This window comes from Novosphingobium sp. Fuku2-ISO-50, from assembly GCF_001519055.1.
Lineage (GTDB): Bacteria > Pseudomonadota > Alphaproteobacteria > Sphingomonadales > Sphingomonadaceae > Novosphingobium.
Genome location: NZ_KQ954290.1, coordinates 205,216 through 220,393, shown reverse-complemented (window position 1 = coordinate 220,393; position 15,178 = coordinate 205,216). Strand labels below are relative to the sequence as shown.

The 15,178-nt window shown below is 65.1% G+C and carries 11 protein-coding genes and 1 riboswitch; of the genes, 5 read left to right on the top strand and 6 right to left on the bottom strand.

The window, feature by feature from the left end:
• The first annotated feature begins 199 nt into the window (after positions 1 to 199).
• Positions 200 to 1,546: a hypothetical protein gene (locus AQZ50_RS20440; RefSeq protein WP_156427309.1), complete on the top strand. Its 1,347-nt coding sequence runs from the start codon at positions 200 to 202 to the stop codon at positions 1,544 to 1,546.
• Between the two features lie 729 nt (positions 1,547 to 2,275).
• Here the strand turns inward: AQZ50_RS20440 and AQZ50_RS10470 are convergent.
• Entirely contained in the window at positions 2,276 to 3,562 is a 1,287-nt protein-coding gene (locus AQZ50_RS10470; protein ID WP_067746201.1) for an SAM-dependent methyltransferase, read from the bottom strand.
• A gap of 153 nt (positions 3,563 to 3,715) precedes the next feature.
• On the opposite strand from AQZ50_RS10470, the gene AQZ50_RS10465 reads away from it, so the two are divergent.
• Together AQZ50_RS10465 and AQZ50_RS10460 are read left to right on the top strand one after the other, a co-directional pair.
• Positions 3,716 to 4,588, top strand: a complete 873-nt coding sequence (locus tag AQZ50_RS10465; RefSeq protein ID WP_067746295.1) for a PhzF family phenazine biosynthesis protein — start codon at positions 3,716 to 3,718, stop codon at positions 4,586 to 4,588.
• 132 nt (positions 4,589 to 4,720) lie between these two features.
• Positions 4,721 to 5,611, top strand: coding sequence for a hypothetical protein (locus AQZ50_RS10460; RefSeq protein ID WP_067746199.1), 891 nt, complete (start codon positions 4,721 to 4,723; stop codon positions 5,609 to 5,611).
• Here AQZ50_RS10460 and AQZ50_RS10455 read toward each other — a convergent pair whose 3' ends face one another.
• A complete protein-coding gene (locus AQZ50_RS10455; protein WP_067746197.1) occupies positions 5,612 to 6,676 on the bottom strand; it encodes an NAD(P)H-dependent flavin oxidoreductase in 1,065 nt (354 codons plus the stop codon).
• Positions 6,673 to 8,685, bottom strand: a complete 2,013-nt coding sequence (locus tag AQZ50_RS10450; RefSeq protein WP_067746293.1) for a carbon starvation CstA family protein — start codon at positions 8,683 to 8,685, stop codon at positions 6,673 to 6,675. Before AQZ50_RS10450 ends, AQZ50_RS10455 begins: the two co-directional genes overlap by 4 nt.
• 169 nt (positions 8,686 to 8,854) lie before the next feature.
• Here AQZ50_RS10450 and AQZ50_RS10445 point away from each other — a divergent pair, with 169 nt between their 5' ends.
• Entirely contained in the window at positions 8,855 to 9,076 is a 222-nt protein-coding gene (locus AQZ50_RS10445; protein WP_067746194.1) for a CstA-like transporter-associated (seleno)protein, read from the top strand.
• Positions 9,077 to 9,236: 160 nt separating this feature from the next.
• Here AQZ50_RS10445 and AQZ50_RS10440 read toward each other — a convergent pair whose 3' ends face one another.
• The 3 genes from AQZ50_RS10440 to AQZ50_RS10430 all read right to left on the bottom strand — a co-directional run bounded on the left by AQZ50_RS10440 (position 9,237) and on the right by AQZ50_RS10430 (position 13,865).
• On the bottom strand, positions 9,237 to 10,697 hold the full coding sequence (locus tag AQZ50_RS10440) for a cobyric acid synthase (RefSeq protein ID WP_067746192.1): 1,461 nt from the start codon (positions 10,695 to 10,697) through the stop codon (positions 9,237 to 9,239).
• A gap of 49 nt (positions 10,698 to 10,746) precedes the next feature.
• Positions 10,747 to 12,732: a TonB-dependent receptor plug domain-containing protein gene (locus tag AQZ50_RS10435; RefSeq protein WP_082703578.1), complete on the bottom strand. Its 1,986-nt coding sequence runs from the start codon at positions 12,730 to 12,732 to the stop codon at positions 10,747 to 10,749.
• Between the two features lie 180 nt (positions 12,733 to 12,912).
• Positions 12,913 to 13,106, bottom strand: a riboswitch (cobalamin riboswitch).
• 258 nt (positions 13,107 to 13,364) lie between these two features.
• Positions 13,365 to 13,865 (bottom strand): flavin reductase family protein, encoded by a 501-nt coding sequence (locus AQZ50_RS10430; protein WP_067746190.1) that lies wholly within the window; start codon positions 13,863 to 13,865, stop codon positions 13,365 to 13,367.
• A gap of 161 nt (positions 13,866 to 14,026) precedes the next feature.
• Here AQZ50_RS10430 and AQZ50_RS10425 point away from each other — a divergent pair, with 161 nt between their 5' ends.
• Positions 14,027 to 15,076 (top strand): AraC family transcriptional regulator, encoded by a 1,050-nt coding sequence (locus tag AQZ50_RS10425; RefSeq protein ID WP_369801409.1) that lies wholly within the window; start codon positions 14,027 to 14,029, stop codon positions 15,074 to 15,076.
• The last annotated feature ends 102 nt before the right edge of the window (positions 15,077 to 15,178 follow it).

Genomic DNA, 15,178 nt, shown 5'->3' with positions numbered 1-15,178 from the left:
AACGAGTTCCGTTCATGTTCCGCTACCTTATGCAGCCAAACCTGCGATTTGCGATAAATGTCGGTTGGGCTTGTAATTTTGTGTTGCCCGAAGCTACTTTTGCAGGATGATTACGCTAATTCTCGCAGCTGCTTCGGCACTATCCCTGCAATCTGATGTCGATGCATGCACCGTATCACTTCATCGAGAATGGCCATCGTTGGTCGAGGCGCGTGATGAGCCTGACAACCAGGGCGGCTTAGATTTAAGGACCGGGCGCGCTACACCGCAATCACCATCGAAAGCGAAAGTTGCCGCGTTGGCAACCCTGCGAAATTTGGAAGCCAACTGCGCGGCGCAACCAGAAAAATTGGCATACGTACGTGCGCTGGATGCTGATCAGAGGGTCGCAATTCGAGATTTTTTGGGGGCCATTGAGGTCTTGAAGCAAACACCGCTTGACCCGGAATCGCCGCTGGTTGGGCTCAATTCACGAAATTGGCTGCAATCGTCGAGTGCAGCGGGTGTAGCGGCAGACATGGCCAAGGCGCGCGATGCAGTCAGGGCGGCGCATGTCGCGACCCTAAAAAAGCCTGGTTTGGTGGAACTACCTGCCTTGGAGTCCGGGCGCTTTGCCATTGATGCCTTTCATGCCCCGGCAGGTGCGTTCGGCTGGTTTTTTGTTGGCTGGTCCAATGCGCAGCCCTATCCAATCACGCTGACTTTACAGCAGAGCGGTGAACCAGCGCCGGGTCAATCCGTGGAGGGGCGCCTTATTGGTTGCAGCGTATCAACGGGTCCGACAGAGCAAATCCCCAGTGCAAGTGCCCCACCAGCCGCAATTCTGGATTTTGTCCGGGCAGTTTATGCCAATGATCAAGACATTGACAGAGTGGGCGACGGTAGCATCTGGCGGGGAAGCCAAGACGACTGCCTGAATTTTAAACAGGTCCTTCCAGGATTTGGCGACACAGCTCAAATTGCCGGCGACGAATTTGCGGCGCCAGACGATATGCCGACAGAGGCTGTCCTTATGCGGCTGCAGTCCGGGTCGATGCTGCAGCAAAACCGTGCCGCCGATCTGATCACGAGCCGCCCTGATCTGGTCAATCCCTTTTCCTTGCCTCTGGCGATCGCTGCACTTTTGCGGCAAGGCAATATGCTGCGCGCGTCATTCTGGTATTATTTTTGGCAGGTGCGCAGCGAGCCTTGGGCGAGGCTGGGCTCTCCAGATGGCGAAGCTGCACTGCGTGGTTCGTTCACTGCGACTCTGGGTGGTCCGATCAACGCCTGGCTCGGCAGCGATCCGCACGCCATGCTTGAGGTGATGAAGCGGGCCTATTCCTATGAGCGCAAAGTCCCGCTTTATTCAGGACGGCCCAACGGCGTGGGCGCAGGCGCATGGCAAAATGCTGTCGCGGCGGCGCGGGCCCACTATGATTTGGCTGCAATCGAGGCGAGCTTCGCCCGGATGAAGGACAAGTGGGCGGCGGAGCGCGTACAGAATCATTTGCCCAACGGACCGCTGCTCAATCCGGGTAAACCTTTACCAGATGGCTGGCGCTGATCAAACCGCCCCCGACGAAAGCCGACAGTCAGGAACCCTCCAATACGAGCCGTTCAGGCAACATTGCAATCTGCCCACGCGGCCTGACCAATCAGCTTCGGCGCTGACCGATGGCCCCCCGAAATCGGTCGCACGGCCCCCACGTAAATCCTGCCCGGGCCGTTGCGCAACGGTCCGGGCAGGGGGATGCGTCCCGTCTCTGGCATCGTTTTACATTATGTCCTCTTCCATCGCCCCGAGCCCCACGGGGTGCGATGCGTCGGCCTTTGATCGCGACTGCAACGGGCCTGCCACGAATGATCGCGGCCCGGTGTCATCAGGTCGGCGGGTCGGGAGCGCACCCTCGCGGTTCCCGACGGATAGCAGCTGCCAGGACTACCCATGCCCTGTGCAACCCTCCGGAGCTATGGCCAATCCGCCTGTCGCATCTCTTGCCTTCGCACCACGCCCCCTTTGAACTGGAGCCTGGAACCGGGGCTTGCTGGTTCCGTTCTGGTGGCGAAGACAGTGAAACAGGGACTGTGCCTAAGGGCATCTCCAGATCACTGGAGATTGGATCGACAGTCGTGGGATTGGCCCTAGGGGATATGCCGTAGGGATGTGGTAAGGTTATGGAAATATTGGATTAATCCGATTGTTCCATAATTTGGTCGAAACGGATGTAATTCGCGTGCGATGCAACAGGGGTGGCCGGCTCCGGCCGGCCATCCCCTGGCATTCTGCCATAAATCAGGCCGGCGCGTTGTCGCGGCGCAGCGGCACGACGGTCGCGCCCATTCCGGTCGTATCGCCGGCGTTGAGCCGCTTTTCGGTCGCCTCGATATAATCGCGCGTGATCGGCACGGCGTCGCGGTCGCGCACCAGTTGCAGCTGAAAATTGACCAGGCTGGCGTGTTCGAACGCGGTTGCCGCGCCTGCGAGATAGAACAGCCACATGCGATAGAATTTTTCATCGAACAGTTCGACGATGCGATCGTGCTGGGCAACGCAGCGGTCGAACCAGGCGCGCAGCGTCGGCGCATAGTGGCGGCGCAGGATTTCGCAATCGGCCAGCATCAGCTTGTTGGGCTCGATCGCCGCGACCGTTTCGCTCAACGACGGGATATAGCCGCCCGGGAAAATGTATTTGCGCGTGAAATCGTCGGTGACCCCCGGAGGCGCGGAGCGGCCGATGGTGTGCAGCAGCATGACGCCGTCAGTTTCAAGCAAGTTATGGATCTTGCGGAAAAATTCAGGGAAATTGCGCGTGCCGACATGTTCGAACATGCCGACCGAGACGATCCGGTCGAATTTGCCCGCGACATCGCGATAATCGGTCAGGCTGAATGTCACCGCATCGGCGACGCCTTCGCGCTCGGCCCAGGCCTTGGCATAGCCGATCTGTTCCTTGCTGAGCGAAATGCCGTGAATTTTGGCGCCAGTCACTTTGTGCAGGTGAATGGCAAGCCCCCCCCAGCCGCAGCCGATGTCGAGCACGCGGACGCCGGGCTTGAGATTCAGCTTGGCCGCGATGTGGTTCATCTTGGCGATTTGCGCCTGTTCGAGCGTGGTGATCCCGTCGGCCCAATAGGCGCAGGAATATTGCCGGTTCGGATCGAGGAACAAGTCATAGAGCCGGTCGTCGATGTCGTAGTGATGCGACACGTTGCGCAGCGAAGCGGCGCGCGCGTTGATCCGGTTGATCCGGCCCACCAGCGCCAGCCGCGCCTTTGCCACGAGGCCCGGATTGTCGAGGTCGCGCCCGCTGTCCCAGGGATTGTTGCGCCGCACGAAGCTGACGAAATCCATGATGTCGCCGCCTTCGATGTCGACGCGCTGATCCATATAGGCTTCGGCAAAGCCCAGGCTGGGGTTGCGCGCGATCTTGCCCGGCGCGCCCTTGTCATTGAGGCGCAGGCCCAGATTGGGCCAGCCCGGCGTTTCGGTGCCATAACGGCGCTGGCGACCACTGGCCTCGGTCACGGTCAGCGTACCCTGGCGGATCAGGCGTTTCAGCGCGGCATCAAGCAGGAACATCGACATATTTGAGGGACTCTTGTGGCTGTCTTTGGGGGGAGCCCTAATTCGCGCTTAACGGGCGGCAGGTAAAGGGCCTTTGCAACCGCGCGACGAAGGTCGCGCCGGGTTGCCCGGTTGCCCGGCGACCCGGCGCGCGGTATGCCCCGCATCATGCAGCTTGATCTGGTCGATGTCTTTGCCGATGGGGCCCTGTCCGGGAATCCGCTGGCGGTGGTCCATGGCGCCGATGCGCTGGATGGCGGTGCCATGCTGGCGCTGACCCGCTGGCTGGGCTTTTCCGAGACCACTTTTCTTTTGCCGCCGACCCCCGTGGCTTGCGGCGATTCGGGTGCAGGGATGCCCGGTGCGGACTATCGGGTGCGGATTTTCTATCCGGCGGGGGAATTGCCCTTTGCCGGACATCCCACATTGGGCAGCGCGGCGGCATGGCTTGCCGCCGGGGGACGCCCGGCGCGCGATGGCGTGATCGTCCAGCAATGTGGCGTGGGGCTGATCGAGGTGCGCCGCGATGGCGAGGCCTTTGCCTTTCGCGCGCCGCCCTTGCGCCGTTCGGGGCCGCTCGATGCCGGGGAACGGGCCGAGGCAATTCGCATCGCCGGGGTCTGCGAGGCCGATGTCATCGCTGCCGTCCATGCCGACAACGGCCCCGGATGGCGGCTGTTGCAGATGGTTTCGGCCGAGGCGGTGCTGGCTGCGCGCCCGGTGCCGGTCGCACCGGTGCCGACCGATGTCGGGCTGGTCGGCGCGTGGAGCGATGGCGGGCGTGATCGCCAGTTCGAACTGCGCGCCTTTTTCGCCGATGCCAACGGTCGTGTGGTCGAAGATCCGGTGACCGGCAGTCTCAATGCCTCGGTCGCGCAATATCTTGTTGCCGGCGGCCAGGTCGCCGCGCCGGGCTATGTCGCCGGGCAGGGGCAATGCATCGGCGCCGATGGCCGGATCGCGGTCGCCATCGAAGATGATGCGGTCTGGATCGGCGGAACGGTGCGCATGGTCGCGCGCGGCGCGGCGCTGACCATTTGAATTTTTTTGCCTGAGCCGGGCCCGCACCTCCGGTTCAGCGCTGGCTCAGCTTGGCCATGGCATGTGCGGGCGGGGTTCGATGGTTCCATCGGACTTGCCCACATGCGGGCCCGGATTCGAGGAGAGCGAGCCATGTCGCAATCGCGTTTGCGCAAACGCGCATTTGCCACCTGGAGCGCGGGGCTCTTGCTGACCAGCGCCTTGGGCGCGTGCGCCAGTCATGGTGCGCCGGGCGCGGCGCCATCGGACAGCGGCAGCGCCGAGGCCGGGGATGCGACGCCTGCCGTCTTGCCGCTCAGCACGACGACGCCGGCAAGGGTCAGCCTTGCGCCGCCGGTGACCGCGCTGCCGGTGGGGCAGTCTGTGCGGCTGCGGCGCCTGGCAGACCGCCGCGAGAGTTTTGGCTATCTCGACCGCGCCGCCTATCAGGAAAACGCGGTCGAAGACGCGCCGCCCGATTACAGTTTCGAAGAAGGCGGCGTGCGGCTCTGGGTCTGGACCACGGGGCAGGGCGCGCGGGTGATCTGCGAGCCGGTCGCGGGCGGCTATCGCACGTATACGTATCAGGCCGGGTCCGAAACGCCCTATCTCGTGCGCGATTCGCACTATGCCTATGCCTATGACGACGGCGCCCTGGTCGCGCTGTTTACGCCTGCGGGTATGCCGATCGATCTCGCCGACGGGGCGCAGCCGGTGATTTATGCCGGGCGCTACCTCGATCGGGGCCATGCGCTGTGGCGCGCGGCATCGACGCGGCCGCATCTGGCGGTCAATGCCTATGTCTGGAGCGACAGCCGCGCCGATCTCGCCGCGCAGCGCGTCGCATGGCAGCGCCAGATGGACCAAAACCCCGACTGGGCTGCCTGGAACGGCGCGCATCGCGACGAAGAGCAGCGCCCCTGGACCGAAACGCGCGCGCAGCACGAAGCCGCTGCGCAGCAATTCGGCACCTGGCAACAGCAACGCTTTCGGGGGCCGCCGCCGCAGCTTTATCCTGTCCAGCACGCAGCGCCCGCGCGCTGATCAGCCGATCGGTCGGGGCCGCATTTCCCCGGCCAGCATGCGCGTCAACGCGGCGGCGGGCATGGCGCGGGCGAGCGGCGCGCCTTGCCCGGCCCATTGCGCGCCAAAGCCGGGTTCTGCCTTGGCCTTGGCCGCCGCGTTGAGCGCCTTGCCCAGGTCATAGGCCACCGGATAGGCGGGGATCGCTTCGGCCGGGATGTCCGCGCCGATGGCGGTAAAGCGATTGGCCAGACACCGCGCCGGGCGGCCGGAAATGACGCGGGTCATCGTCGTGTGATGCGCCGCCGGGCCAGCCAGCGCCGCGCGATAGCCGGGATCGGCGAGGCTTTCATCGGTAGCGACATAGGCCGTGCCCAATTGCGCCGCCGCCGCGCCGAGCGCCAGCGCGGCATCGATCGCGGCGCCATCCATGATCCCGCCCGCCGCGATCACCGGGATGTCGGCCTGTCGCGCCAGAATGCGCACCAGCGCCAGCGTGCCGAGCCGATCATCGGGCGCGTCGGGATCGAAACTGCCGCGATGGCCGCCCGCTTCCCAGCCTTGCGCGATGATCGCGTCGATCCCGGCGGCTTTGGCCGCGCGCGCCTCGGCTAGGTTTGTCGCTGTCGCCAGCAGCGTTATCCCTGCATCGCGCAAGGCCGCAATCCGCGCCGCATCGGGCAGCCCGAAATGAAAGCTGACGACCGCCGGACGTTCGGCCAGCAGCATCGCCAGCATCGCGTCATCGACGGCAAAACTGGTGTAGATTTCATCGAGCCGCGCCGGTGGTTCGGCTTTGAACCGGGCGAATTCGGGGCGCCAGCGTTCGATCCAGCCCGCCTCGCGCGCGGCATCGCGGCGGGCTGGGGTGTGGACAAACACGTTGACGCCGAATGGCCGGTCGCTGCGCTTGCGCAGGTGTGCGATCATCTCTTGCGCGCCTGCGACACCCGCCGCGCCGAGCCCCAGCGCGCCGAGCCCGCCTGCCTCCGACACCGCCGCCGCCATCGCGGGCGAAGACACCCCGGCCATCGGCGCCTGCAGAATGGGCAAGGCGATGCCCAGCCGATCGAGCAGCGCGGTCATGCCGCGCGAACGCGCGTGCGCGCGATGACGACCAGGCTGCAGGCCAGCACCGTGCCAAGGATGAGGGCGAGGAATGCGCAGATCGCGGCATCGATGCGGTCATTGCCCGCGATGCGGATCATGTCGCCGAGCGAATGCGCCGGGGCGAGCACCGTCCCGGCATCGAGCGCTGCGGCAAAGCGCCGGGCATGGGCGACAAAGCCGATTTTCGGATCATCCGACATCAGCTTGAGCCAGGCGGCATAGCCGGTGCAGGCAAGCAGCCATGACGCAGGCACGATCGTCACCCAGGCAAACCGCGCCCGCCCCATGCGGAACAGGACAACCGTGCCAAGCAGCAGCGCGATCGCCGCGAGCATCTGATTGGCAATGCCGAACAGCGGCCACAAGGTGTTTACCCCGCCCAGCGGATCGGTGACCCCCTGATAGAGAAAGAACCCCCAACTAGCGACGCAGGCCCCCGTCGCCAGCCCCGCGCCGGGCCACGACTGGACCTGCGTGCGCGGCACGATCAGCGCAAACAGATCCTGCAACATGAAGCGCCCGGTGCGCGTTCCGGCATCGACCGCAGTCAGGATGAACAGCGCCTCGAACAGGATGGCGAAATGATACCAGAACGCCTTCATCGTCGCCCCGCCCAGAACATGGCTGAAAATCTCCGCCATGCCCACCGCCAGCGTCGGCGCGCCGCCCGCGCGGCTGATCACGGTCTTTTCGCCGACCTCGCGCGCGGTCGTCTCGATCGTCTGCGCCGAAACGGCAAAGCCCAGTCTGGTCACTGCCGCCGACGCGCTGGCCGCATCGGTGCCGACGAGCGCGGTGGGGCTGTTCATCGCGAAATAGACCCCCGGATCGAGGATCGAGGCGGAAATCAGCGCCATCATCGCGACAAAGCTTTCCGCCAGCATCGCGCCATAGCCGATGAATTGCGCATCGGCCTCGCTCGCGATCAGCTTTGGCGTCGTGCCGCAGGCGATCAGCGCGTGAAACCCCGAGACCGCACCGCAGGCGATAGTGATGAACAGAAAGGGAAACAGCCCACCGGCAAAGACCGGCCCGCCGCTGATCGCAAACGGCGTGATCGCGGGCATGCGCAAAACCGGCTGGACCAGCACGATCCCGATTGCCAGCGCGACGATCGCCCCGATCTTGAGAAAGGTCGACAGATAATCGCGCGGCGCGAGCAGCAACCACACCGGCAGCAGCGAAGCCGTGGCGCCATAGCCGATCAACGCCCAGCACAGCGCGGTCGGCGACCATGTGAACAAGGCCGCCCAAACCGGCGCCTCGGCCACCCAGCGCCCGGCGAGGATCGCGGCAAACAGTCCGATCACGCCCAGGATCGAGGCTTCGCCGACGCGCCCGGGACGAACCCAGCGCATATAGGCGCCCATCATCACCGCCAGCGGCATCGTCGCGGTTACCGTGAACAGGCCCCACGGGCTGTTGGCCAGCGCCTTGACGACGATCAGCGCGAGCACGGCCAGAATGATGACCATGATCACGAATGTGCCGATCAGCGCGGCCACCCCGGCAATCGCGCCCATTTCCATGCGCACCAGTTCGCCGAACGAGCGCCCGTCGCGCCGCATCGAAATGAACAGCGTGATGAAATCCTGCACCGCGCCCGCCAGCACGACACCCGCCAGAATCCACAATGTCCCCGGCAAATAGCCCATCTGCGCGGCCAGCACCGGCCCGACCAGCGGCCCGGCGCCCGCAATCGCGGCAAAATGATGCCCGAACAAGACGGTGCGATCGGTCGGCACGAAATCGAGCCCGTCGCCATGCACGTGCGCCGGGGTAGGTCGCGCCGGATCGATTCCCAAAACGCGCGTGGCAATGAACCGCGCATAGAAGCGATAGGCAATCAGATAGACCGAGACCGCCGCAATCAGCAGCCAGATCGCATTGACCCGTTCACCCCGCGACAGCGCCACCATCGCCGCCGCGCCTGCGCCTGTCAGCCCGACCAGCAGCCACGGCCAGCGTCGCCCCCGAATTGCCATGATGCGCATCTCTCCCGTTGGTTTTTCGCAGCGCTCAGCGATATGGCCAAGACCGCCCGGCTGGCAAGCCCGACCATCTTGCCCCGGCCATCTTGCCCCGGCCATCTTGCCCCGGCCATCTTGCCCCGGCCATCTTGCGATGCATGCTGTCCTGTGAAAGGATCGCCCCATGCGCAGCCCGATCCGCACGTTCGTTTATGCCCTGCTGGGCCTCGGCGACTATGACGCCTATTGCGCCCACATCCGCGAATGCCAGGCCGGACAGGATCATGGGGGGCATGATCATGGGGGGCATGATCATGGGGGGCGGGCCCCGATGACCCGCGCCGAATTCATCCGCAACCGCGAAGCCCACAAATTTGGCGGCGGGCGCGGCGGGCGCTGCTGCTAGTGGATTGTTTTTGACATTTGCCTCCCGCCATCCGGATAGCACGGTCGCAAATGTCAGAATCGGACCACTAGGCGACCTGAAAAAGCAAGGGGCAGCTCTGATCTCGGCTGGATGAAGGTTTGGGGGGGCGTCACGGGGACGGGACCATGGTGAAATCGGCTCAGGTCGCCGCGCCGCGCGCGAGGGCCAGCATCGCGTCGATGGCGATATGGCGTTCGCAATGGTCGGCCAGCTCGTCGAGCGCGGCATCGACCATGGCCGCGTGATCGAGTCCGTTGCTGGCGAGGCCCAGCTTGCCGAGCAGCGCGCCGCGCAGGCCCGGATCGGCAAACAGGCCGTGGCAATACGTCCCGATCACCCGGCCATCGAGGCTGAGCGCGCCATCGAGCGTACCATCGTCGAGCACGGCGAAGGGCAAACCGGCGCCGGGGCCATGCGTTTCGCCGATGTGCATTTCATAGCCGCCGAACCGCGTGCCGAGCGCGGCCCCGGAGACGGCGCGTAATGTCTTGCCGCCCGAGAGCCTGGTCGTGACATCGATCAGGCCGAGCCCGGCAATCGTGGCGGGCGGGCCTTCGATGCCTTTGGGATCGGCAATCCATCGTCCGAGCATCTGGTATCCGCCGCAGATGCCCAAGACCATGCCGCCGCGCCGGTGATGCGCGAGGATGTCGATGTCCCACCCCTGTTCGCGCAAAAAGGCCATGTCGGGGATCGTCGCCTTGGATCCGGGCAGCACGATCAGCGCTGCTTCTGCCGGAATGGGGGTGCCAGGCGGGATCATCGCGAGTTCGACGACCGGTTCTGCCTTCAGCGGATCGAGATCGTCGAAATTGGCGATGCGCGGCAGGATCGGGCAGGCGATCAACCGGCGCCCGGCCCGCGCGCCCAGGCCGCGTTCGAGCACGACGGCATCCTCGCTCGGCAGCGTCCGCGCGGCGGCGAGCCAGGGAACGACGCCCATGCCGGGCCAGCCGGTCAGCCGCTCGATCGCGCGATAGCCGTCTTCGAACAGCGCGGGATCGCCGCGAAACTTGTTGATGACAAAGCCCCGGATCATGGCCGCATCGGCTGGATCGAGCACCGCGCGCGTGCCCGCCAGCGCGGCGATCACGCCGCCGCGATCGATGTCGCCGATCAGCACGACCGGCACGCCTGCGGCGCGGGCAAAGCCCATGTTGGCGATGTCTCCGCTGCGCAAGTTGATTTCCGCCGGGCTGCCCGCGCCTTCGACCACGACAATGTCGCAGCGCGCGGCGAGGCGCGCATGGCTTTTCAGCACGTCGGGCAGCAAAGGGCGCCGCCCTTCGCGGAAATCCGCCGTGCCGAGCGTCCCGCGCACGCGACCATGAACGATCAGTTGCGCGGTCAGATCGGCCTGCGGTTTCAACAGCACCGGGTTCATGTCGGTATGCGGCTCGGCGCGCGCGGCCAGCGCCTGCAAGGCCTGCGCGCGCCCGATTTCGCCGCCGTCGGCAGTGACGGCGGCGTTGTTCGACATGTTCTGAGGCTTGAACGGCAGGACCGACAGGCCACGATTGGCCAGAGCGCGGCAAATCCCGGCGACGAGCACCGATTTGCCCACGTCCGACCCCGTTCCCTGGAGCATTATGGATGCCATGGTATCTCCAGGGTCACTGAGGGCAGGGTTACTGGCGGGCAGGGCTGGTTCAGAAGTGGCCCCGGATGCCGACATAGGCGGTGCGCCCGAGGCTGTTGTAGCCATAGGCGGTCTGATACTGGCGGTCGCCGATGTTATCGATCCGGCCATACAGTGTCAGCGCGCTCTGGACCTTCCATTCGACGCGCCAGTCGAACAGCGTGTAGCCGCCAAGCACTTGCGCATAAGTGCTGTCGTTGAACGAAGCGCCCGCGTGGCGCATCGCGACGCTGGTGGTCACGCCAAAGGGCAGATCATACCCCACTTCGCCGTTGAACACGTGACGCGGCACGCGCGGCAATTGCTTGCCATAGGTCGTGGCGCCGTCGGTGCGGTCTTCGTTGACGACGATGGCATAGTTGGCATCGGCAAACAGATGCGCCACGCGCGCCTTGCCGGTCAGTTCGAGCCCGCGCCCGAATGCCTTGTCGACATTGGCGTAATAGCCATAGCCGTTGATCAGGCAGGCCGGCGGCGTCGACGGGTCCGACGGGTTGATCGGGTAGGGGCAATAGGCAAACCCGATCAGGTTGGTCGAACGGCGTTCCCACCAGGTCGCGCCGATCTGCACCGCTTTGCCAAACAGCGCGCGTTCGGCGCCCAGTTCCCAGCCTTTGGCATGTTCGGGCTTGAGGCCGGTGTTCCCGTAATCGCTGTAAAGCTGATAGAGCGAGGGCGCCCGGTAGCCTTCGTCATACGTCGCGCGCAGAACGGTCGTGCCCTTGTCGGGGGTATAGGCCGCGCCCGCGCTGAACACGGTGTTGCCGCCGAATTGCGAATGATGGTCATGGCGCACGCCGCCGTTGAGCGTCAGCCCGGTGACCGGCGTCACGCGCGCTTCGCCATAGACGCTGTTGGTATTCGCGCTTTCGGGCACCAGGGCATAAGGCATCAGCCCGCCATCATCATAAGGCGAGCCCGTGCGCATGTGCTGTTCTTCGCGCTCGGCGCCGAAAATCAGGTCGATCCCCTTGGTCGGGGTCAGCGTGCCCTGATATTCATAGCGGCGAGTCTTGCCATGGCCGACAAACGTCAGCGCCGGGCTGCCATAGAGCGCGTTGATCGGATAGAGATCCTCGTTGTCGGTCTGATCCTGCTGGACCGAAATGCGGTTCTTGAACCGGTCGTCGAGCAGCGCGACATTGAGCCCGGCATAGACCGACCATTGCTTGGTAAGCGCATAGTCGCCCGCATAGATCTGCGGCGCCAGGCTGAACGTGTCGGAAAAGCTGTTGCGCGAATCGTTCCAGTACCCGCGCAGATCGAGCGAGACGTTGGCCGCGATATGGAATGTCAGCGTGCCGCTTGCCGCCTTGCGGGTATAGCCATTGGGCTGCGTTCCGCCGACCAGCGTCGGAATGCCGTCGGTCGAAAACGCAGTGCCCGATACGCGCCAGTCGACCAGCGACGAGGTGCCGCCCAGCCCGGCATGGGCATTGACCGTCTGGTTGGACCCGCCCTCGACGCCGAAATCGCCTTCGAGCGGCTTTGTCGGCACAACTGTCGTGACATTGATGATCCCGCCCATCGCGTTCGATCCCCACAGGATCGATTGCGGCCCGCGCAGGATTTCGACGCGCGCGATGTCGTCGGCAAACAGATGCGTGATATCAAATCCGCCGTTGATCGAGGTCGGATCGGCCATGCGCATCCCGTCGATCACCATGATGGTCTCGGCCGGATCGGCGCCGCGAATGCGCAAGCTGGTGACCTGACCATAGCCGCCGTTGCGCGCGACGGTCACGCTCGGGGTGCGATCGAGCACGTCGGTCAGCGCCAGCGGCTGCGCCAGCGCGAGATCGTCGGCATCGAGCACGGTCACGCTCGACGAGACCTGGTCGCTGTCGACGGGGGTGCGTAGCGCGGTGACGACGATTCCGTCGCCCCCATCGGACGACGGGGTTTCGGCCAAGGCGGCGCCGGGTAGTGTGAAGCAGGTCAGGGCAAGCGCCGAAGCGGCAAACAGGAAACGGGCAAACCTGGTATCTCGGGTCATGAAAAAATCCCCATAACAGCATCGGACGAACTGCATGAGGCGTCGACGCAAGGGGGGGATTGGTGGCGGCCCGATCCAACGGGCCATCAACAGACACACCCCGCAAGCCCAAAGACCCACGCAGCCATGGCTGTCGCTCGACAGGGGAAACCCCGCTCGCGCCGAACACCCCTGTCGGCACGAAGAACGACCACGACAGGCAGGTCTCCTGGCTCACGGGTCAAGGCTGATCCGGCGCCTTCTCGGGGCTTTTGTGCCCCAATGGCGAAATGGCCGGTCGGCTCGCCGCTTACAGTTGCAGGGGCAGCCCGGGGTTTTCACCCGAGTTCCCTTTTGATCCCCGGCAAAGGGGAACCTGTCGCGTCGGTGCGCATAAGCCCCGAAGGACGGATTGACAAGGCGGTCGCGCACAAGCGCGCCGCTTTGCACAATGTGAGAACCCGCGCGCCCGGAGACGGCCCCCGCAGTTGACGGTCTGCCGCCGCGATGATGGCATGCGATCCGGGGATTTGAGGTCAGGGGAGACCAACGTGGTTCGGCGAAGTGGTCATCCTGAACGGCACGCGGCGCACTTGCGCCGATCAGCCGACGACGATGATCTCGGTCATGGTCGGCGCAAGGCCTTGATGGCGTCAGTTCAGCGGACAGAGCGTCTGAAAGGTGCGGTCGTGATAGACCAGCGGCGCCAGATCCGGCCGGTTCCACACCGCCGTCACATCGCCGATGACGATCGCATGGGTGGCCACGAGTGTGATCGAATGGACCTGACACCGGATCGCGGTCAGCGCGTCGACGTGGCGCGGCGGCGCGTTTTCGTCGAAAATCCAGCCGGTGTCGGCGAATTTGTCCGCGCCGGAAAGGCCCGTGCGCCCGGCAAAGGTTTCGGCAAGCGCGCGCCCGCCGACGCCCATGACATTGACGCAAAAGGCATCGGCGCGGGCGAGCGTGTCGAACGTCGCGCCATGGCGGTTGAGGCATGCCAGCATGCGCGGCGGCGCCATCGACAGCGAACAGACCGCCGTCGCCGTCAATCCAACAGCGCTCGGGCCAACGGCGCCCGGGCCGCTGCCTGTGGTGATGATGGTCACGGCGCCGGCAAGATGGCCCATGCCCGCTTTGAATTGCTCGATCATCGCGGCTCCCCGGTGTGTTTTGCGGGCCGGGTCGTAGCGTGTGAAAAAGGCGTGGCGAAATCCGCTGATGGCAGGGATTATCCTGATCGCGCAAGCGGGGGTGCGCGATCGGCGGTCATGGCGTCTGCCCTTTTTTGGCCCCGGTTCATGAGGTCATGGTGATGTTTTCCGCACAGCGTGCCAATGCCGCCGTGATCCCGCCCAATCTGGCGCCCAACCTTGCCGACGTCGGTCTGGCCGATGTCGCCGGGCGGCGCTTCATGTCGAGCGATCGCGACGAAGTGCGCGGCTATGTCGGCCGGATGTACTGCGATCATTCACTCGATCTGGTCAATGCCGACGGGCGGCTCGATACGCGCATCGCCCATCTGCGCTGCGGCGGCGTTGCGCTGACCGACATGAGCTATGGCGCCGATGTCATGATCGATGCCGGGCGGCTGGAAGATTTCTATCTCGTGCAGATCCCGGTCGCGGGCCGTTCGGGCCTCAGCCTTGGGGGCAAACACGGCGATTACGGGCCGGGCCGCGCCTCGGTGCAGAACCCGCAAGTGCCGCTGGCGATGTATTGGAGCGGCGATTGCCGCAAACTGGTGCTGCGCTATGACCGCGCCGGTTTCGAGCGGTTTGTCGAAGCCTGCGTCGGGCGCCCCTTGCGCGGCTGCGTCGATTTCGAACCGTGGTTCGACACGGATTCGCGGCTGGGCGCCATGCTGATCCAGCAAGTCCAGGCGGTGATCGCGATGGCGCGCCATGGGGCGGCGGGCGGGGCGGTTCCGGCCTTGCTCGAACGCCATCTCGAAACCACGCTGATGGGCATGCTGCTGTTTCTGCAGCCGCACGACCTGACCGCGCAACTGGCGCAGAGGGTGCCCGGTGCCGATCCTGCGCCGGTGCGCCGCGTGCGCGAATATCTGGAGGCCCATGCGCACGAGCCGATCGATCTGGCCGATCTGGTTGCCGTGGCCGGGGTGCCGCTGCGCACGCTGCACCATCAGTTTCGCCATGTCCTGGGGGTTTCGCCGATGCAATTGCTGCGCGACATCCGGCTCGACCGGGTGCGCGCCGAACTGGCCTCGCCGCATGAAACGACCAATGTCACCCAAGCCGCGATGAACTGGGGCTTCGAACATCTGGGCCGCTTTGCCGTCGCCTATCGCCGCCGCTTTGGCGAAACCCCGCGCGAAACGCTTGGACGCCAGCGCGGGGTTTGATTGGGGCGGCACCGGCCCGCTCCCCCACCCGACCACTCAACGATTGTACCTTGGTGGGTGGTCGGGTGGGGGAGCGGGCCGGTGCCGCCCTCGAAATTCGCC